Here is an 18,954-nt window from a genome sequence, read left to right as displayed (position 1 = left end):
CCCGACGTGCCGTGACGTGCCCTGACACGCCCTGACACGCCCTGACGTGCCCGCGCCGAGGCGCGGCACCGCCTGCTGCGGGAGGCGGTGGCGGGCGGGTTTCGGACGCGGTTTCGGTGGTCCTCCGAAGGGCAGGCGCACGCCATGGACCAGTCGAGGCACCCGTACGCGACGCACTGACCGCGTACCACCGCGACGGGGAGACCCCTACGCCCCCGAGCCACAAGCAAGGCCGCGCGGCCGACGGGGCCCTCGACGACCGGGCACACGGAGACGAGGAGGAGACCCTTGCAGACCTTCCTCCCCTTCCCGTCGTTCCGGGCCTCGGCGGCCGTGCTCGACACCCGGCGGCTCGGGAAACAGCGCGTCGAGGCCCTCCAGGTACTGCGCGGCCTGATCGTCCCGGACTACGGATGGCGCAGGCATCCGGCCGTTCGCATGTGGACCGGCTACGAGGAGGCGCTCGTCCGGTACGGGCTGGACGTCTGCGGGACCTGGACGGCCGAGGGGCGCGCCGACACCTGCGCCGTCACCCTGGTCCAGGACTTCCGGGCCTGGCTGCCGGGCGCGGAGCCGAGGACCCAGCAGCAGTTGGCCGCCGACGGCGACCTCCCGCCGTGGCTCGGTGCCCCGGACTTCCACCGGAGCCACCAGTCCGCGCTGGTCCGCAAGGATCCGGACTTCTACCGCCCGCACTTCCCCGAGGTCGCGGACGACCTGCCGTACGTCTGGCCCGCCTCCGACCGCACGCCGGGGCGGGCGCGGTGACCGCGCCGCGCCCGGTTCCCTCGGACGGATGCGGGCACGCGCCAGGTGTACGGAGAAATCCTCGGGGGGCGAGAAGGAGGCGTCATGAGGGCTCTGACCTGGCAGGGCAAGCGGGACGTACGCGTCGACACGGTGCCCGATCCCACGATCCGCGACGGCGACGACATCATCGTCAAGATCACGACGACCGGCTTGTGCGGATCCGATCTGCACCTGTACGAGGTCCTCGGCGCCTTCCTCGACGCCGGTGACATCCTCGGCCACGAACCGATGGGCGTCGTCCAGGAGGTGGGGCCGGAGGTCACCGCCCTGAAGCCGGGGGACCGGGTCGTCGTCCCCTTCAACATCTCGTGCGGGTCGTGCCACATGTGCGCACGCGGACTCCACTCCCAGTGCGAGACGACACAGGTCCACGAGCACGGCAGCGGCGCCGCCCTCTTCGGCTACACCAAGCTCTACGGCCAGGTGCCGGGCGGCCAGGCCGAGTACCTGCGGGTGCCCTTCGGCAACGCCCTCCCCATCAAGGTCCCGGAGGGGCCGTCCGACGAACGGTTCGTGTACCTGTCGGACGTGCTGCCGACCGCCTGGCAGGCCGTCGAGTACGCGGACGTACCGCCGGGCGGCAGCGTCGCCGTACTGGGCCTGGGACCGATCGGCGACATGAGCTGCCGCATCGCCGCCCACCGGGGCGCCGACACGGTCATCGGCGTCGACCTGGTCCCGGAGCGACTGGACCGGGCCCGCGGGCGCGGCGTCCGGGCCCTGGACGTCCGGCAGGGCGGCGACGAGCTCGCGGACGCCGTCCGCGAGCTCACCGGCGGCCGGGGTCCCGACGCCGTGATCGACGCCGTGGGGATGGAAGCCCACGGCAGCCGCGTCGCCGCGGCCGTGCAGGGCGCGACCACGCTCCTGCCGGACGCCCTCGCCGGAGCCCTGATGAAACGCGTCGGAATCGACCGGCTCGCTGCGCTCCACACCGCGATCGACCTCGTACGCCGCGGCGGCACGGTCTCCGTGTCGGGGGTGTACGGCGGCGCCGCCGATCCGATGCCACTGCTGACCATGTTCGACAAGCAGCTCACGCTGCGCATGGGGCAGGCCAACGTACGGCGCTGGGTCGACGACATCCTCCCGCTGCTCACCGACGACGATCCGCTGGGCGTGGAGGACTTCGCCACCCACCGGCTGCCGCTCGAAGAGGCGCCGGACGCGTACGAGATGTTCAGCAAGAAGGCGGACGGCGCCGTCAAGGTCCTCTTCACACCCTGACGTCAAGGTCCTCTTCACACCCTGACGTCAGGGTCCTCTTCACACCCTGACCGCGCCGACCGCTGCCGCTCCATCCGGTCGTCAGCCGGAGCGGCCCTTCTTGCGCAGGGCGTCCGGCTTGTGCACGGCCGACCGGCCGGACGCGTCGCTCTCCACCTCGTACTGCGGCTCCTCCTCCGAGGCGTCGACGGTGCGGCCCGCCGCACGCGTGCGCTCCGTGATCTTCTTCTTCACCTTTCCCGTCACCTCGTTGCCGCGGCTCCTCCAGGAGACCTCGTCGCCCCGGCTCAGGTTCTTCTCCGCGTCCTTGCCGCCCCCGCCGCCCGTACCGCCCCTACCGCTCCTGGTGCCCCTGTCGCCCTTGGAGTCCACGGCCTTCCCTTCTGTTCCGGCCGGCCGGCCGCCGTCCGGCGGCGCGGCCGCACTCGCCGTCCGCGTCCCAGCCTGGGCCAGGCGCACGCGCCACGCACCTGCTGGGCCTACAGTGGACGGTCCCTGATCCAGCAGGAGACGTACATGCGAGCCCACCCGCCCGGCGGCCGACCCGACGACGGTGCGCAAGACGCCCTGTTCGGCCCGGAGGACATCGACACGGGGCAGGCGTCCCGCGCGCAGGCCGACACCGGCCCGCTGTTCCGGGACTCCCCGACCGCGCGCCGGCTGCTGTCCGTACGGGCGATCTACGCCGAGCCCGCGGCCGCGGCCTCCCCGCGCGGCAGACAGGTCCTCGCCCGCTACCCCGACGCGGAGATCGTCCTCGTCGCCTCGCACTGGCGGATCCCCGACCTCCACGGCAACGAGGGGAACGTCGACCGCTGGGTCCGCATCAAGACCGAGACCCTGGTCCTGGGGGAGAAGAAGACGCTCAGCACCCGGCCGAACGGCCGCTCCGCGGACTGGATCGCACCCGGGCCCGCCAACGGCTGCGCCATGGCCTGCGCCTACTGCTACGTCCCGCGCCGCAAGGGGTACGCCAACCCGATCACCGTCTTCACCAACATCGAGCGCACCATCGCCCACCTCTCCCGGCACGTCGCGCGCCTCGGCCCCAAGCCCGAGGCCAACCAGTGCGATCCGACCGCATGGGTCTACGACATCGGCGAGAACAGCGACTGCTCGGTCGACGCCCTGATCAGCGACAACGTGGCCGACCTGGTGGGTGCCTTCGCGCGGTGGCCGACCGCCAAGGCGTCCTTCGCCACCAAGTTCGTCAACCCCGACCTGCTCCTCCTGGACCCCCGCGGCCGTACCCGCGTGCGGTTCTCCCTCATGCCGCAGAGCGACTCCAAGCTGCTCGACATCCGCACCAGCCCGGTGGAGGGCCGCATCGCCGCGGCCGGGGACTTCCTGGACGCGGGCTACGAGGTCCACTTCAACCTCTCGCCCGTCGTCCTGCGCCCGGACTGGGAGCGGGACTGGGCCCTCCTGCTGCGGCAGATGGACGACGTGCTGCCCGCCCGGGTGAAGGACCAGGCCGCCGCCGAAGTGATCATGCTGACGCACAACGAGGACCTGCACGACCTCAACCTGGGCTGGCACCCGCGCGCGGAGGACGTCCTGTGGCGGCCCGGCATCCAGCAGCCGAAGCGCTCGGAGAACGGCAGTTGGAACGTCCGCTACCGGGGTGAGGTGAAGGCCGAGGCCGTCGCGACGATGCGCGCCCTCGTCGCCGCCCACGCGCCCTGGCTCCGGATCCGGTACGCCTTCTGACCGCTGATGTTGTGTCAAGAGTATTGACAGAAGTTGAACACAATCGGACGCTGAGAGCGCTCTCACGCTTCAATATATCGATCCCTGCCCTCGCCCATATCCCCCCTCGGCAGGTCCCCCCACGCAAGGAGGATGAGAGTGTCCCGCTTGTCGAAAGCGCTGGCGTTCGGCATCTCGGCGCTGTCCGTCGGCGCCGGTGTGCTGTTGTTCGGTCCGCCGCCGTCCGCCGAGGCCGTACCGGCGACCATCCCGCTCACCATCAAGAACAACTCCGGTCGCAACGAACCCGTCTACATCTACAACCTCGGCACCCTGCTCGCGACGGGCCGGCAGGGCTGGGCCGACGCGAACGGAGCGTTCCACCCCTGGCCCGCCGGGGGCAATCCGCCCACCCCCGCCCCCGACGCGGCGATCGCCGGCCCGGCCAACGGGCAGACCAAGACGATCCGGATGCCCAAGTTCTCCGGACGCGTCTACTTCTCGATCGGGCAGAAGCTCGTCTTCAAGCTCACCAGCGGCGGCCTGGTGCAGCCCGCCGTGCAGAACCCCTCGGACCCCAACCACGACATCCTGTTCAACTGGTCGGAGTACACGCTCAACGACGGCGGCCTGTGGATCAACAGCACCCAGGTCGACATGTTCTCCGCCCCGTACGCGGTGGGCGCGAAGGCGCCGGGCGGCACGGTCAAGAACACCGGCCACCTCAAAGCCGGCGGCTACAACGCCGTTTTCGGCGGGCTGCGTTCGGCCGGCTGGGGCGGCCTGATCCAGAACCGCCCGGACGGCACCCCCCTGCGCGCGCTCTCGCCCGGCCACGGCATCGAGGCGGGCGGAATCCCGGCCGGCGCGATGGACGACTACATCAACCGCGTCTGGAACAAGTACAGCTCCTCCACCCTCACGGTGACGCCGTTCGCGAACCAACCGAACACCAAGTACTACGGCCGGGTCTCGGGCAACGCCATGAACTTCACCAACGGTTCGGGGGCGGTGGTCACCAGCTTCCAGAAGCCCGACTCCGACAGCGTCTTCGGCTGCTACAAGCTCCTGGACGCCCCCAACGACACCGTCCGCGGCCCGATCTCCCGCACCCTGTGCGCGGGCTTCAACCGCTCGACGCTCCTGACCAACCCGAACCAGCCCGACGCCGGCGGCGCCGGCTTCTACCGCGACGCCGTCACGAACCACTACTCCCGCCTCATCCACGCCCAGATGGCGGACGGCAAGGCCTACGGCTTCGCCTTCGACGACGTGGGCGCCCACGAGTCACTGGTCCACGAAGCCGACCCGCAGGAGGCCTTCATGACGCTGGAACCGTTCAACTAGGAACCGACCTGCCGACACGTGCGGAGCCGGTCCGCCCCTTCCGTCCCGGCGCCACCTTCCGTCTTCAGTGGTTGTGGCGTGCCCCGTGTTCCAGCCACTGGGGGCGGGGCGCGCCGGCCCCGGGGCCGGAGGGGAAGAGGGGGGCCCGCCCGCCGGGGGCCGTCGCGGTGAGCGGGACCCCGAGGCTCTGGCACATGCGCTGGGCGCGGGCCAGTGCGCTGAAGGTCATGGGGGAGGGCGAGCGGCTCGGCAGTTCGACCGTGACCCGCTCGGGGCGGTGCGCGTGGACGAGGGATTCGATCTCCAGGGCGGCCGCCGCCCGGTCGGTGACGCTCAGCTCGTGCAGGATCCGCACGTGCAGCGTCCCATCGGCGATGTGGTGACTGATGACCATGCCGCACCTCCTCCGCACACCGGGCCTCCGGACCCCACCAGTGTGCGGCAGGCGGCCCGCCCGGACGAGTCGGACCGCCCCCTCACGCCTTGAGGGCCCGCCCCGCCACCGTCAGGGCCAGGCGGCGCGGAGCCGGCGTGGACGCGGTCGCGGAGAGCCGGTTGCCCATGCCGACGACGATGCTGGGCGGCGTCCTGTCGCGCTCCAGCGCCCGGCGGGTCGCCGTGACCACCTGCTCGGGAGTGGCCATCCGCCCGACGGCGGCGTCCTGACTGCCGACGACGTCGAAGAACTCGGTACGGACCGGGCCGGGCGAGACGGCCAGCACCCGCAGGGAGGACACCCCGCTGTCCGAGGCGACCGACCTCGCCCTCGACGTCCTGCTCACCGGCCTCGCGGCCCCCCGCGGTGACGCGGCCCGGCCGGGTGCCTGACCACTCGAAGCGGTGACTCCTCCGGCGCCGCACCCGGCCTGGGCCGTTAGCGCATTTCCGAGCGGTGCGCCACTTCGCGACCGAGCGGTGCGGCCGGTGCCGGCGGGGCTCCGGGGGTGGAGACCCGTGCCGCCGAGGCGCCGACGGGCCGTCGACCTCCCCTTACGCCGCCCGCCGCGGAGGACCGCCCGGCGCGGCGGCCGAAAATCGTTGCCGGAGATGGCGCATAACGGTTCCTTCGGTCCGATGAACTACAACGAAAGGGCCCATGCGGGCAGTTGGGCCTAGTTATGCTCCCGCCCACCGGTCAGAAGGTAACCCTTTTCCGATAATTCGAGGACGCCGATGGAGCAAAGAGACATTCCACCCGAAACGGCCCGCCCGGAGGTGGGAGCAAGCCGGGCGCTGCCCGCGATCGCGTCCCTGGCCGCCGTCTGCCTGGCCGGGGCGCTTGTTTCCTCCTCCGAGCCGGTCGGCACCATCCTGATCGCCGCCGGCGCCCTGTGCGCCGCCGCGGTGTTCGTGGAAGCCTTACGGCGCGGCCGCGCGCTCGCCGCCCGCAGCGCCCGGATCGCCGCACTCCAGCACACCCTGGCCCGCCAGGAGACCGAGGCGATCCGGCTGTCCGCCGCCGTGCTCCCCGAGGCCATCGAGCGACTGCGCCGGGGCGAGGTGGCCGAGGAGGTGCTCACCTCCCTGGGCGGCCGCGCCGGACACGGCAACCGCTGGGGCGACGACGCCGCCCTCACCCCCCGCTTCAGGGGCGCCCTCCAGGCCGTACTGGCCCACGTCATCGACGCCGTCGACAACGAGGAGAGCCTGCGCGACTCGGCGCAGCGGGCCTTCGTGAACGTCGCCCGCCGCGTGCAGGCGATCGTCCACCAACAGGCCCACGAGATGCGCGAGATGGAGGACCGGCACGGCCGCAATCCGGATGTGTTCGGCGACCTCCTGCGGCTCGACCACGGCACCGCCCTCATCGGCAGGCTCGCCGACTCCATCTCGGTCCTCGGCGGGGCGCGCCCCGGCCGGCAGTGGAGCAGGGCCGTCACCCTGTACAGCGTGATGCGCGGAGGGATGTCGCGGATCATCGACTACCAGCGCGTGGAACTCCACTCGGTCACGGAGGTCGCGGTCGTCGGCCCGGTCGTCGAACCGCTGATCCACACCCTCGCGGAGCTGCTGGACAACGCCACCCGCTACTCCCCGCCGCACACCCGGGTCCACCTCACCGCCGTCGAGGTGCAGTCGGGCATCGCCGTGGAGATCGAGGACGGCGGCCTCAGCATGAGCGAGGAGGCCCGGGCGCGCGCCGAGAAGATGCTTGCGCAGGCACAGTCCGGCATCGACCTCAACGACCTGGGCGAGACGCCGCGGCTGGGTCTGGCGGTGGTCGGCCGGCTGGCGCAGGCGTACGGGTTCCAGGTGTCGCTGCGCTCCTCCGCGTACGGCGGCGTCCGCGCCGTGGTCGTCGTGCCGCAGCACCTGATCACCACCGCGTCCGCGGCGACGGGCCTCGCCCACGGCATCGGCTCCTCCTCGGGGCCCAGGGCGGTGTCCGCGACACCGCGTGAGCACCCCGTCGACGCGACGTCGGCGGGCGTGTCCGTGCCCCGGCCGGCTCCGGCTCCGGGGCCGATGCCCGGGCCGATGTCCGGGCCGATGCCCGGCCCGATGCCGGTCAGCGACGGGCCGGCCTCCGAACGTACCGCGACCGGTCTGCCGCAGCGGCGCCGGAAGGACCGCGTCACCACCTCCGACGTCCGGCCGGCCCCGAGGCCGCAGCCGGCGGACGACAACGGCCCCGGAATGTGGCTGGAGGCGTTCCACAGCGGACTGGCCGGTGAGCCCGGCCAGGACGCACCGGGCGCCCAGGACTCGTCGGGTTCAGCGACCAAAGGGGCGTAAGCAGTGATGACTCAGCGAAGCAGCATGGACTGGATGCTCAAGGACCTGGCCGCCGGAGTGCCGCAGACGCGGCACGTGATCGTACTGTCCGCGGACGGGCTCTGCGTGGCGCAGTACGGGGCCGAGACGGACACGGCGGACCGCCTGGCGGCCGCCTGCGCGGGCCTGCAGAGCCTCGCCGGAGCGGTCGCCGCCGAACTGCCCGACTCCGAGGGCAGAATGCGGCTGGTCGTGATCGAGATGGACGGCGGGTTCTTCTACCTGATGGCCGCCGGAGACGGCTCCTACCTCGCGGTCCTCGCCGACGAAGGTGTCGACGCGGGCCTGATGGGCGCGCAGATGCGCAACCTGGTGACCCGAATGGGGGACCACCTGAGCAGCCCGCCGCGGCATGACGGGCAGCCCGCGTGAAAGAGCCGCCCGCAAGCTGGGAGGAGAGCAGTCCCGAACGGCTCTACGTCATCACCGGCGGACGCAGCGGACCCTCCACCTCCGTCCGGCTCGACCTCGTGACCTTAGTGGTGGCCAAAGGGCCTCCCCAGCCCGAGACGCAACCCGAGCAGGCCGCCATCCTGCGGATGTGCCGGTCACCGCTGTCGGTGGCCGAGATCGCCGCGTACGTGGGCCTGCCCGTGAGTGTCGTCACCGTGCTGGTCGGAGACCTGATGGCCGCCCAACGCGTGCACGTCCGCCCGCCCATTCCCGCCGCGCAGCTACCCGACCTTGCTCTGATCGAGGCAGTGATCGATGGACTTCAGAAGCTCTGACCCGCCCGCCGGGCCGCGCGAGGCGGACATACTGCCGCAGACGGCCGCGGCGGCCGTGAAGGTCGTCATCGTCGGCGGCTTCGGCGTGGGCAAGACGACGATGGTCGGTGCGGTCAGCGAGATCAAGCCGCTGACCACAGAGGAGACGATGACCAGGGCCGGCGTCGGCATCGACGACACCTGGGGCGTCGCCCGCAAGATCACCACCACCGTGGCCATGGACTTCGGCCGCATCAGCATCAACGACGAACTCGTGCTGTACCTGTTCGGGACACCCGGCCAGGAGCGCTTCTGGTTCCTGTGGCGCGGGCTGTTCGAAGGCGCGCTCGGAGCCGTCGTACTCCTCGACACCCGTCGGCTGGAAATCAGCTTCGACGTGATCGGACGGCTGGAGGAGCGCGGCGTCCCCTTCGTCGTGGCCGTCAACTCCTTCCCCGGCGCGCCCGAGCATCCGCTGGAGGAACTGCGCGAGGCCCTCGACCTGCCGCCCGCCGTTCCGATCCTCGTCTGTGACGCCAGAAGGCGGGAATCGTCCCGCGACGTACTGCTGACCCTCATGCGCTACCTGCACTCCCAGGCAGCCACCCAGGAGGCAATGTGAGCACCACCCCCACCCCACCGCCCGAGTGCCCCGCCCACGCCGCGGCGACCGCGGGCGGCCTGTACCGCCTGCACGGAGCGGAAGCCCAGGCGGACCCCCTCGCCCTGTACGAAAAGCTGCGGGCCGACCACGGTCCGGTGGCCCCGGTCCTGGTGAGCGGGGACCTCCCGGCGTGGCTGGTCCTCGGCCACCGGGAGAACCTGGACGTCGCCCGCACGCCGTCGCGCTTCGCCCGCGACCCCCGGGGCTGGCGCGACCTGAGAGAGGGCCGGGTGCCGGCCGACACCCCGCTCGGCCCCATGGTCTCCTGGGTGCCGGTGTGCAACTTCACCGACGGCCCCGTCCACGAGCGGCTGCGCGGGGCCGTGGTGGAGTCCCTGGAACGCTTCGACAAGCGCGGCATCCGCCGCTACGTGACGCGCTTCGCCAACCAGCTCGTCGACCAGATCGCGGCCGAGGGGTACGCCGACCTGGTGTCCGCCTTCTCCGACCAGCTGCCCATGCTGGTCATGACGCAGCTCATCGGGGCGCCCGACGAACACGGACCACTGCTGGTCAACGCGGCGCGCGACATGCTCCAGGGCACGGAGACGGCCCTCCAGAGCGACCGCTACGTCACCACCACGCTGGAGAACCTGGTCGTGGAGCGCAAGGCCAAGCCGGCCCGCGACCTCGCCTCCTGGCTGATCGAGCACCCGGCGGACCTCACCGACACCGAAGTGCTCATGCATCTGCGCGTCGTGCTGATCGCGGCCTACGAGACCACCGCCAACCTGATCGCCAACACGCTGCGCACCGTACTGACCGACCCGCGGTTCCGGGCGAGCCTCTCCGGCGGCCACATGACCTTGCCGGACGCCCTGGAGCAGGTCCTCTGGGACGACCCGCCGATCAACACGATCATCGGACGCTGGGCCACCGGGGACACCGTGCTCGGCGGCCAGCAGGTGAAGGCCGGGGACATGGTCCTGCTCGGCCTGGCCGCGGGCAACGCCGATCCGCAGATCCGGCCCGATCCGGCCGCGTCCGTCCACGGCAACCGCTCCCATTTGGCCTTCAGCAGCGGCCCGCACGAGTGCCCGGGCCAGGACATCGGGCGCGCCATCGCGGACACCGGCATCGAGGTCCTGCTGGACCGGCTGCCCGACCTCCAGCTGGCGGTCGACGCGAGCGAACTGCAGTGGCGGGGAACCCTGATGTCACGTCACCTGCTGTCCCTGCCGGTCCGGTTCGCCCCGCGCACGGGGGCGACCCCGGCCCCGCAGCTCCCGGTGGAGCAGCCGGCCGGGCACCCCGTCCACCCGGTGATCCCGCCGCAGCCGACGGCGCCGCCCGCGGTCGCCGTCGCCGGCGGCCGCAGGCGCCGTGGTGTCAGCTGGTGGCGCCGGCTGTTCGGCCGCCGCTGAGCCCGCCTCGCCCACCGAGGGCCCCGGCCGCACCGGCCGGGGCCCTCCGTTCGCCGCTCAGTCGCGGAGGTGCCGCCACCAGGCCGCCAGGGCCGGCAGGTCCGGCGGCTCGGTCCCGGTGACGCTCGGACCGTCGGCGAACCGGACCGTGAACACGGCGTCGCCGACGGGCAGCTGGTACCGGTTGCGCGGGCTGGCGTACCGGGGCGCACGGGTCTGCCACGTGATGGAGCCGGCGACGTAGTGGGTCAACGCCGCCAGGTGGCGACGCAGTTCGTGGTCCGCGTCATGGCCCGCGTCGTGCTCCAGGCGTGCCCGCAGCCCGAGGAAGAGGACCATCACCCGGTCCCGCAGCGCCACGGCGAGCGGTACCGCCTCGGCCGGCGAACAGCCCTCCTGATGGGCGAGGACGTTGACGAGGTTCACCTCGCGCGGTTCCAGGTGGTCGTCCTTGTCGTAGGAGAACAGGTCGTTGTCCGCGCTGACGACGAAACCGGCCGCGTCCGTCAGTGCCGTCAGGGCGGGGGAGCAGAGGACGTCCGCCGGCAGCCGGTCCCGGCGGGCGACGTCCGACCAGGTCAGGGAGAACCGCGTGCCGTTCGCGAGCGGCCCCATCGCGACGAAGTCGTTCAGCCCCGGCATCGAGTCCTCCTCCGCCCGGGCGGCGCGCCAGGCCGCCCCGAGCAGCCAGTCCCGTGTCCCCTCGACGAACCTGCGCAGCTCGTAGGGGGTGAGCAGGGCGTGGGTGCGGCCGACCAGGTCCAGCAGTGCGCGGGTCATGGGCCCCTCGGGCAGCAGGGACGCCCCGGGGTCCTCGATGGTCCGCAGCAGCCGTACCCCGTGTTCGACGACGGCCGCCGTCCCCACCTCGGCGGAACCGGAATCCTGCCAGTCGTCGACGGCGTTGGCCCAGTAGTTCCACTCGGTGAACAGCAGGACCGCTTCCGTGTCCCCGTCGGGGATGATGCGGCACGAGAAGTCGGCGCTGTGGGTGGCGAGCCCCCAGGCGCGCTCGACCGGATCGGGGTACACGCCGAAGGCGTCGAGCCACTCGACCGCCCGGGCCTCCACCTCCTTCGCGTCGGGGTGGACGAGGTCGCGCGGCAGGGGGCAGTAGAAGGGCGGCAGGTCCGTACCGAGGCGCGAGGGCCGTGGCGGCGCGGTCATCGGCCGCCGCCGATCCGGAAGCGCAGGAGCCGCGTCTCGACCGCGTGGTCGCGCCACAGCCGGAAGAACTTGCTGTGCGCGATCGTCGACTGTTCGAGCCGGTCGGCGGTCCAGGCTCCGGGTTCGGCGCCGGAGCCGGCTCTCAGCCGGTCGAGTTCGGCGGTGTTCCACGCCATGGACTGCACCCAGAACTCCGCCACCGAGTCCGTCACGTCCTCGTCCTGTACCAGCTCGAAGCCGGCCGCCTCGGCCGCGGCCAGGTACTCGGTGCGCCGGCCCAGCCGCGTTCTGTAGTAGCCGTCCATGAACTCCCGCCACTGCGACGCGCCCACGAAGTGCTCCTGGATCCCGAACCAGCCACCGGGTACCAGGGCCTTGGCGACGACCTCGAACAGCCTTGCGCGGTCGGTGTATCCGCTGCTCTCGTTGGCGTAGACGGCGTCGTACGCGCGGGTCTCGTCCAGGTCGTGGACGTCCGCCAGTACGGGCTCCACGCGCTCCGCGACCCCGGCGCGACGGGCGAAGTGCCGCACGATCGGGAGGTGTTCCGGTGCGACGGTGAGACTGGTGACCGACGCACCGTGCTGCTGCGCCCAGTAGAGCGAGGTTCCGCCCAGGCCGCAGCCGATGTCGAGCAGCCGCCGGGGAGGCGCCTCGTAGGCGCCCCAGGAACGGGCCGCGTGGTCGACTATCCGCTCCTGCCCGTCGAACAGGCTCCGCTTCAGGGTGTTCTGGGCGACGGTGGTGTCCGGTGGGCCGTCCGGATACAGCCCCACGTGGAAGTGGACGCGTGGGCCCGGACCGTACTTGTGCAGGATCTCCTGTGTCTTGCGGCTGTAGTAGAGCCGCACCGCGTCGTCCGCGGCCGAGCTCCGGCTGCTGCCTAAGGGCCATACGAAGGGTATAACGCGCATGGGGTGTCCGCCCTTTCGTGGGGTAGGGCCGTCCCCGGGACACGCCGGCGCCGCTCTCGTAGCGTCCCGAAGGGCACACTGTTGAAGCACGGACCATCCTGGCACTCCCGAGGCGCCGCGTCAGCCCGCTGGAGCAGCACGGTACCGGCAAGATCAGTGGGTTGTGGGCCGGTTGACGGTGATCACGAGCTAGCCCCTGACGTGGCCGGCGGTGGACGCCGTGTGGGCGTCGGCGATCTGCGTCAGGGGTGTGCGGTGCTCTCCCCGACGCGCAGCTCGCGCGCCCCCGCGGAACACCTCCGGCTCCGCGACTTCCTCGCACACGTCACCGGGAACCTCGACGTCATGCTCCGGCGTGCGCCTGGGACGGCTCCTGCGCCTGGGACGGCCCCCCTGCCGCGGACGGCACCAGCCGGATGAACGCCCGGGCGTCGGCCACGGCCGCCCCGCCCGGGTCGTTGTTGAAGTACGCGAAGACGTCCGCGTCCGTCGGCCAGGTGTCCGCGATCCGGGCCGCCCAGGTGTGCAGGGCCGTCCGGCCGTAGCGGGGAGCCGGCCGGGCACGGCCCTCGTGGAACCGTACGTACCCCCAGTCCGCGGTGCGCCACAGCGGTGTCACGGGCCGCGAACCGCGGTCGGCCCAGCACAGGGCCGCGCCGCGGTCGGTCAGGAGCGAGCGCACCCCCTCCGTCCACCAGGACTCGTGCCGGGGTTCGACGGCGACGCGCGTCCCGGCCGGGAAGCAGGCCAGGCACGCGTCCAGCGCGGCCGGGTCCGCCCGCAGGGTCGGCGGCAGCTGGAGCAGGACCGGTCCGAGCCGGTCGCCCAGGCCCGCCGCGTGCGCCATGAGCCGGTGCACCGGCTCGGCGGGCTCGCTCAGGCGTTTGATGTGCGTCAGGAAGCGGCTGGCTTTGACGGCCATGACGAAACCGGGCGGCGTGCGGGCGCGCCACTGGGCGAACGTCTCGGGTGACGGCAGCCGGTAGAAGGCGGCGTTGCTCTCCACGGTGCGGAAATGACCGGTGTATTCCTCCAGCCACAGGCGCTGTGGCCGGCCGGGCGGATAGAGCACGCCCGCCCAGTCGCGGTACTGCCACCCGGAGGTGCCGACGTACACGGTCATGCCATCCACCTGCCCGCAGCGGGGTCCGGCACACCTCCGCCCTCTGGGAGAGGCACGTACGACTGCACCGACGCCCCCCGGGGGGTGCAGATGAACGCGAGCGCGAGGGCCGAGGCGGCCGCGGCCGACCGCGACGCCGGTCCGGGCCGCAGAAGCCACGGAAGCGGCCGCGGGTCGGGGCGTCGGCCGCCGTCGGCGGACGCCCCGTGCCCGTCAGGTGAGCGCCGTCGCCAGCACTCCGGCCGCCCGGGCGACCAGTGCGTTCTCGCGCGGCGCGGTCGCATCCGGCTTGGTGGTCAGCACGGCCAGCTCCACGGGCGGCCGCCCGGGGGGCCAGGCGATGCCCACGTTGTTGTTGGTTCCGTACGACCCGGCGCCCGTCTTGTCACCGATCACCCAGTCGCGGGGCAGCCCGGCGCGGAACCGGTCGCCGCTCGTCGTGTTGGACACCAGCCACCGCGTCAGGAGCTCCCGGTGCCGCGGGACGAGCGCGTCGCCGAGCACGAGGCGCCCGTACGTGTGTGCGATGGCCCGGGGGCTGGTCGTGTCGGTCACCCGCGACGGCTCGGCCGAGTTCAGCTCGGGCTCCCAGCGGTCGAGCCGCGTCGTACGGTCCCCGACGGAACGGCAGAAGCGGGTGATCGCCGTGGGTCCGCCCAGCTCGCGCAGCAGCAGGTTCGCGGCGCAGTTGTCGCTCTGGGCGATGGCGGCCGAGCACAGCTCGGCCACCGTCAGCCCATGGGCGATGTTCTTCGGCAGCTCGGTCACCGAGCCGCCGCCCGCGGTGGTGACCTCGCTCTGCGTGTAGTGGATCCGCCGGGCGAGGAACTCGCCGTCGCGGTCCAGGTCCCGCATCACGGCCGCCGCAGCCGGCGCCTTGAACACCGAGCACATGGGGAACAGTTCGTCGGCGCGGTACAGCACCGTCCTGCCCGTCCTCGTGTCCCGCGCGTACGCCCCCACCCGCGCGCCGTACTCGCGCTCCAGCGCGCGCAGCCGCCGGACGGCCTCACCGCCCCCGCCGGGCGCCGCCGCACGGGCCGCGCCCGCCGGCAGTGCGGCGCCCAGCGCCACTCCCGCTCCCAGAGTCAGTACGGCACGACGGGTCTGCTCCACGTCGCCTCTCCTCTCCCTTTGACGGTCGCGTGGTCACAAAGACGCCGAAAATGATCAATCCGGTTGCGTCCGGCGGGAGGAGCGGGCGGGGTCAGTGGGTCGGATCGGGGGCGGGGCCCTGTTCGCGTACCGCCCAGGGCGAGCCGTACGCCGTCAGCAGGTCGAGGAACGGCAGTGGCGGCAGGGCCTCGGGACCCAGGACGCCGGCCCCGGACCACGCGCCGGTCGCGAGGAGTTCGAGCGCCACCACCGGGTTGACGGCGGTCTGCCATACGACGGCCTGGGAGCCGTACTCGCGCATCGACCACCGGTTGTCGACCACGTGGTAGAGGTACACCTCGCGCGGCCGGCCGTCCTTGGTGCCCTTGACCCAGGTGCCGGCGCAGGTCTTGCCCGTCATCCGGTCCCCGAGCGTCGCCGGGTCGGGCAGGCAGGCGGCGACCACGTCGCGCGGTGAGACGCGGACCGCGGCGCCGTCCTCGCCGCGGACCGGGACGCGGGCGGTGGAGTCCAGGCCCAGCGCGTGCAGGGCCTTGAGCTTGCCGATGAAGTCGTCACCGAGGCCGTACTTGAACGTCACCCGGCGGGCGCCGACCCAGCGCGGGAGCAGGAGGACCTCCTCGTGTTCGACGTTGACGCACTCCACCGGCCCGATGCCCTCGGGGAAGTCGAAGACCTCCGGCTCGCTGAACGGCTCGGTGGTGAACCAGCCGCGCTCGCTCTCGTACACCACCGGAGGGTTCAGGCACTCCTCGATCGTCGTCCAGATGTTGAAGGACGGAGCGAAGTCGTAGCCTTCGACGGTCAGGTTCGCGCCGTCGCGGATACCGATCTCCTCGATGTCGTCGAAGAGTTCGTCGGCCGCGTAGCGGGCGAAGACGTCCGAGAGGCCGGGCTCGACGCCCATGCCGACGAGTGCGAGGCGGCCCGACTTCTCCCATTCCGGAGCGCGTGCGAACTGCTCGTCACCGAGCTTCACCCCGCACTCGGCGTGCGGGCGGTCCGGGTGCGGGCGGGAGAGGGACATGGCCATGTCGACGTAGTGGCTGCCCGCCGCCAGCGCGGCGTTGAACAGGGGCATCACGAAGCGCGGGTCGGTGGCGTTCATCAGTACGTCGCACCCGTGCTCGATGAGCAGCGCGCTCACCGCGGCCTCGTCGGACGCGTCGACGCGGCAGGCGCCGAACCTCTGATCGCCGGTGCTCAGGGCGGCGACCGCGGTCTGCGCGCGGGCCAGGTCGTAGTCGGCGACGACGAAGCGGTCGAAGAAGGCACGACGGGCGGCGATCTTGGTGATCGCGCTCCCGACACCGCCGGCCCCCACAAGCAGAACACGCATGTCTTGGTCCTTTCCCAGCGAGGCGTGCGCCTCAGGGGCCTGATGGAACCGGGCGCTCCGAGTTAAGGTCAATGGTGTTGGCATAAGACCGGGACGTTACGGAGGCGGGCGGCATGGCGAAGGACGTTGTCCCGGAGGAAGCCCGCAGGCGGAGGCGGCCGACCCGGCAGGGGACGGTGCTGTCCGAGCGGCTGATCGTCGAGACGGCGCTGCGGATGGTGCGTGAGCACGGCAGCGCGGGCCTGTCCGCCCGGCGGCTCGGCGCCGCCCTCGGCGCGGACCCCAGCACCCTATACCGGTACTTCGAGGGCATGGACGGGCTCACCCTCGCCATCGGCGAGGAGCTGATCGGCCGGGCGCTCGCCGGCTGGGCCCCGACCGGCCGGTGGCGCGACGACCTGCGCGTCCTCGGCCTGCGCATCCACGGCGCCTACCTCGCCCACCCGCAGGCCGCCCTGCTGACCGCGAGCCGGGTGACCGGCAGGCCGCGCGAGATCGCGGCCGACGAGGCGATCCTGGGCATCCTGCGCGGGGCGGGCTTCGGCGACGAGGACGCGGTGCGGATCTACCACGCCTACATCGACCAGAGCCTGGCCTTCGCGGCGCTCGACGCGGGCCCGCTCGCGCTGACGGCAGAGGCCCGCGCGTCGGACGAGGAGCGGTGGGAGTCGACATACGCCCGCCTGCCGGCCGACGCGTACCCGAACATCGCGGCCACCGCCGGGCTGCTGTCCGCCCGTATGCCGCACAGCGCCTACCCGGTCGCGCTGGAGATGCTGCTGGAGACGGCGGAGCGGCAGCTGGCGGACTCCGGGGCCTGAGCCGGGGCGGCCGGGGCCCCACCACTTGCCCACCCCCCACCCCGGCCCTTCACGAGACCCGGGGCCGCCCACCGGTCGCCGCGGCGCCCCGGGACTGGACCGGCCGCTTCCCCGTGGCTGCCGGCACCTCGATGCCGGCCCGCCGGTTCCCGGGCCGGCCGGCCGGCCGGCCCGGCTCGGGCGGGTGGCGATGTACGGCTGACCGGGCGGGGGAAGAGGCGGCTCATGCCCAGTGGTGGTGGGGATACGGAGCGTCAGGGCCGGTGTCGGGTGCCGGCTCGGTGGGCCCGGTGCGGGTCGTGACCAGGGCGCGAGCGTGGTCCACCAGACCGGTGCTCGGGATGGCGGGGTGGACGGGCGCTCGCGTTTTCGCCCGGCGGACGTTCTCGCCCATCCGTTCCAGGGACTCCTGTGCGCAGGCCTCCCGCAGGCGCGGGAAGAGGTTCTCCTCCTCGTCCCAGACGTGCGCGGTGACCTCGGCCCGGAGGGCCGCGACGAGCGGATCGAACTCCGGCCCGTCGGCGTCGAGCCCTTCGAGGTCCTTGAGGATCTTCTCCATCCGGGCGTGCTCGGCGATCTCCCGGTCCGCGATGAGGTCACCGTCCGGGAACACTTCCCGCAGCGTCGGGTAGAGGTGCTCCTCCTCGGTGACGGTGTGCCGCACCAGCTCGATCGTCAGCCGCTCGGCCGCGGTCTGCCGCTCCCCGGCCGGGACGGCCCGCTCGATGATGTCGAACGTCTCGTCCATCTCACGGTGGTCCGCGGTCAGTTCGGTGATGACGTCGACTGCGTGTGCCATGGCCCAACTCCGTTCGTGGAGGATCGCCGCCGGCGCGGACCGCCGGCCGGCTTGCGCGTCTACCCGGCCTCGCGCCGGGCTAACGGCCGCCTCCAACGTTAGCCGCGCGCCGGAGCGGGCAGGCGCCGGGGGGAAGCGGACGCGAAGTGGACGCGAACCCGTCTTGAGGAGGCACCGATGAAGGCTTCGGCAGTCGCGTACAAGCCCGTGGGGCTGGCCCTCGGCGCCATCGGAGGCGCGCTGGCCGGCGCCGCGTTCAAACAAGTGTGGAAAAGGCTCGGCCACGAGGACGACGCGCCGAACGCCACCGACGAGGACCGCTCGTGGCGGGAGATCCTCATCGCCGCGATCCTGCAGGGCGCCGTCTTCGCTGCGGTCAAGGCGTCCATCGACCGGGGCGGGGCCATGGCCGTCCGGCGCCTCACCGGCACCTGGCCCGACTGACGGCCCACTGACACTGACCCGACCGTGCGCCTACGGTGCGATACGTTCATGTTCATGCACTTACTCGATCAAGTGGCCTGGCCGACCGCCCCGATACGGACCGAGCGGCTCGTGCTGCGCGAGTCCGAGGCCCGGGACCGTGCGGCGTTCGTCGAACTGTTCGCCTCGCCGGAGGTGGGCACCTACGTCGGCGGCTCGCGACCGCGTGCCGAGCTGGAGCGTGCGGTGCCCGAGGTGCCCGGCCGGCGTCCGGGCTTCTTCGTGATCGACCTCGACGGAGCGATGATCGGCATGGTCACGCGCGACCCGCGCGACCCGGGACGTCCCGGACACGTCCGGCCGGACGGCGGGGAGACCGAGCTCGGCTACATGTTCCTGCCACGGGCCTGGGGACGCGGCTACGCCGCCGAGGCGTGCGCGGCGGCCCTCGACTGGTTCGCCGGCGTACTTCCCGGCGAGCCCGTGGTGCTGTGCACCCAGAGCGCCAACGACCGCGCGATGCGCCTCGCGGCGAAGCTGGGCTTCACCGAGTGGGAGCGCTTCGTGGAGTACGGCGCCGAACAGTGGTTCGGTGTGCGGGCCGTCCGCCGGGGGACGCTCGGACCCTGAATCCGCGTCGCTCCGGATGGCGTCGGCTGCCTCCCTGTG

At 72.4% G+C, this 18,954-nt stretch carries 21 protein-coding genes; 12 read left to right on the top strand and 9 right to left on the bottom strand.

Features of this window, described 5'->3' with window-relative positions:
* The first annotated feature begins 288 nt into the window (after positions 1-288).
* Both AB0F82_RS00710 and AB0F82_RS00705 read left to right on the top strand, forming a co-directional pair.
* On the top strand, positions 289-768 hold the full coding sequence (locus AB0F82_RS00710; protein ID WP_362622243.1) for an MSMEG_6728 family protein: 480 nt from the start codon (positions 289-291) through the stop codon (positions 766-768).
* Positions 769-852: 84 nt separating this feature from the next.
* Entirely contained in the window at positions 853-2,037 is a 1,185-nt protein-coding gene (locus AB0F82_RS00705; RefSeq protein ID WP_362622240.1) for a zinc-dependent alcohol dehydrogenase, read from the top strand.
* A gap of 81 nt (positions 2,038-2,118) precedes the next feature.
* On the opposite strand, the gene AB0F82_RS00700 is transcribed toward AB0F82_RS00705, so the two are convergent.
* Complete coding sequence (locus AB0F82_RS00700) at positions 2,119-2,328, bottom strand: DUF2945 domain-containing protein (RefSeq protein WP_362623373.1); 210 nt, start codon at positions 2,326-2,328, stop codon at positions 2,119-2,121.
* 225 nt (positions 2,329-2,553) lie between these two features.
* Between AB0F82_RS00700 and AB0F82_RS00695 the strand changes: the two genes are divergently transcribed.
* Together AB0F82_RS00695 and AB0F82_RS00690 are read left to right on the top strand one after the other, a co-directional pair.
* The gene (locus AB0F82_RS00695) at positions 2,554-3,747 is read left to right on the top strand and encodes a spore photoproduct lyase family protein (protein WP_362622237.1); all 1,194 of its coding nucleotides are present in this window, start codon (positions 2,554-2,556) and stop codon (positions 3,745-3,747) included.
* 132 nt (positions 3,748-3,879) lie between these two features.
* On the top strand, positions 3,880-5,073 hold the full coding sequence (locus tag AB0F82_RS00690) for a glycoside hydrolase family 64 protein (protein ID WP_356811524.1): 1,194 nt from the start codon (positions 3,880-3,882) through the stop codon (positions 5,071-5,073).
* Between the two features lie 64 nt (positions 5,074-5,137).
* On the opposite strand, the gene AB0F82_RS00685 is transcribed toward AB0F82_RS00690, so the two are convergent.
* A complete protein-coding gene (locus AB0F82_RS00685) occupies positions 5,138-5,467 on the bottom strand; it encodes a hypothetical protein (RefSeq protein WP_362622234.1) in 330 nt (109 codons plus the stop codon).
* 82 nt (positions 5,468-5,549) lie between these two features.
* On the bottom strand, positions 5,550-5,855 hold the full coding sequence (locus AB0F82_RS00680) for a hypothetical protein (RefSeq protein WP_362622231.1): 306 nt from the start codon (positions 5,853-5,855) through the stop codon (positions 5,550-5,552).
* Between the two features lie 391 nt (positions 5,856-6,246).
* Between AB0F82_RS00680 and AB0F82_RS00675 the strand changes: the two genes are divergently transcribed.
* Genes AB0F82_RS00675 through AB0F82_RS00655 form a run of 5 tightly spaced genes read left to right on the top strand, consistent with a single transcriptional unit; the run spans position 6,247 to position 10,583 of the window.
* The gene (locus AB0F82_RS00675) at positions 6,247-7,809 is read left to right on the top strand and encodes an ATP-binding protein (protein WP_362622229.1); all 1,563 of its coding nucleotides are present in this window, start codon (positions 6,247-6,249) and stop codon (positions 7,807-7,809) included.
* Positions 7,810-7,815: 6 nt separating this feature from the next.
* Positions 7,816-8,220: a roadblock/LC7 domain-containing protein gene (locus AB0F82_RS00670; RefSeq protein ID WP_356811528.1), complete on the top strand. Its 405-nt coding sequence runs from the start codon at positions 7,816-7,818 to the stop codon at positions 8,218-8,220.
* Positions 8,217-8,576, top strand: a complete 360-nt coding sequence (locus AB0F82_RS00665; RefSeq protein ID WP_356811529.1) for a DUF742 domain-containing protein — start codon at positions 8,217-8,219, stop codon at positions 8,574-8,576. The genes AB0F82_RS00670 and AB0F82_RS00665 overlap by 4 nt, the downstream gene beginning before the upstream one ends.
* Positions 8,557-9,177, top strand: a complete 621-nt coding sequence (locus AB0F82_RS00660; protein WP_356811530.1) for a GTP-binding protein — start codon at positions 8,557-8,559, stop codon at positions 9,175-9,177. Before AB0F82_RS00665 ends, AB0F82_RS00660 begins: the two co-directional genes overlap by 20 nt.
* Positions 9,174-10,583: a cytochrome P450 gene (locus tag AB0F82_RS00655; protein ID WP_362622225.1), complete on the top strand. Its 1,410-nt coding sequence runs from the start codon at positions 9,174-9,176 to the stop codon at positions 10,581-10,583. The genes AB0F82_RS00660 and AB0F82_RS00655 overlap by 4 nt, the downstream gene beginning before the upstream one ends.
* 57 nt (positions 10,584-10,640) lie before the next feature.
* Here AB0F82_RS00655 and AB0F82_RS00650 read toward each other — a convergent pair whose 3' ends face one another.
* The 5 genes from AB0F82_RS00650 to AB0F82_RS00630 all read right to left on the bottom strand — a co-directional run bounded on the left by AB0F82_RS00650 (position 10,641) and on the right by AB0F82_RS00630 (position 16,242).
* Entirely contained in the window at positions 10,641-11,750 is a 1,110-nt protein-coding gene (locus tag AB0F82_RS00650) for a terpene synthase family protein (protein WP_362622223.1), read from the bottom strand.
* A complete protein-coding gene (locus tag AB0F82_RS00645) occupies positions 11,747-12,664 on the bottom strand; it encodes a methyltransferase domain-containing protein (RefSeq protein WP_362622220.1) in 918 nt (305 codons plus the stop codon). Before AB0F82_RS00645 ends, AB0F82_RS00650 begins: the two co-directional genes overlap by 4 nt.
* Positions 12,665-13,007: 343 nt before the next feature.
* Positions 13,008-13,787, bottom strand: a complete 780-nt coding sequence (locus tag AB0F82_RS00640) for a DUF72 domain-containing protein (protein ID WP_362622217.1) — start codon at positions 13,785-13,787, stop codon at positions 13,008-13,010.
* Between the two features lie 213 nt (positions 13,788-14,000).
* A complete protein-coding gene (bla, locus tag AB0F82_RS00635) occupies positions 14,001-14,903 on the bottom strand; it encodes a class A beta-lactamase (RefSeq protein ID WP_362622215.1) in 903 nt (300 codons plus the stop codon).
* Between the two features lie 91 nt (positions 14,904-14,994).
* Complete coding sequence (locus AB0F82_RS00630; RefSeq protein WP_362622212.1) at positions 14,995-16,242, bottom strand: saccharopine dehydrogenase family protein; 1,248 nt, start codon at positions 16,240-16,242, stop codon at positions 14,995-14,997.
* Positions 16,243-16,355: 113 nt separating this feature from the next.
* Here AB0F82_RS00630 and AB0F82_RS00625 point away from each other — a divergent pair, with 113 nt between their 5' ends.
* A complete protein-coding gene (locus tag AB0F82_RS00625; protein ID WP_362622209.1) occupies positions 16,356-17,063 on the top strand; it encodes a TetR/AcrR family transcriptional regulator in 708 nt (235 codons plus the stop codon).
* Between the two features lie 223 nt (positions 17,064-17,286).
* Here AB0F82_RS00625 and AB0F82_RS00620 read toward each other — a convergent pair whose 3' ends face one another.
* Positions 17,287-17,862, bottom strand: coding sequence for a hemerythrin domain-containing protein (locus tag AB0F82_RS00620; protein WP_362622207.1), 576 nt, complete (start codon positions 17,860-17,862; stop codon positions 17,287-17,289).
* A gap of 177 nt (positions 17,863-18,039) precedes the next feature.
* Here AB0F82_RS00620 and AB0F82_RS00615 point away from each other — a divergent pair, with 177 nt between their 5' ends.
* Both AB0F82_RS00615 and AB0F82_RS00610 read left to right on the top strand, forming a co-directional pair.
* Positions 18,040-18,306 (top strand): DUF4235 domain-containing protein, encoded by a 267-nt coding sequence (locus AB0F82_RS00615; RefSeq protein WP_362622205.1) that lies wholly within the window; start codon positions 18,040-18,042, stop codon positions 18,304-18,306.
* A 54-nt stretch (positions 18,307-18,360) separates the two neighbouring features.
* On the top strand, positions 18,361-18,915 hold the full coding sequence (locus AB0F82_RS00610; protein WP_362622203.1) for a GNAT family N-acetyltransferase: 555 nt from the start codon (positions 18,361-18,363) through the stop codon (positions 18,913-18,915).
* Positions 18,916-18,954 lie beyond the last annotated feature (39 nt).

The sequence above is a fragment of the Streptomyces virginiae genome (assembly GCF_040638905.1).
GTDB lineage: Bacteria > Actinomycetota > Actinomycetes > Streptomycetales > Streptomycetaceae > Streptomyces > Streptomyces virginiae_B.
Note: the sequence above shows the minus strand (reverse complement) of the source record. Positions and strands in the feature narration are given on the sequence as shown.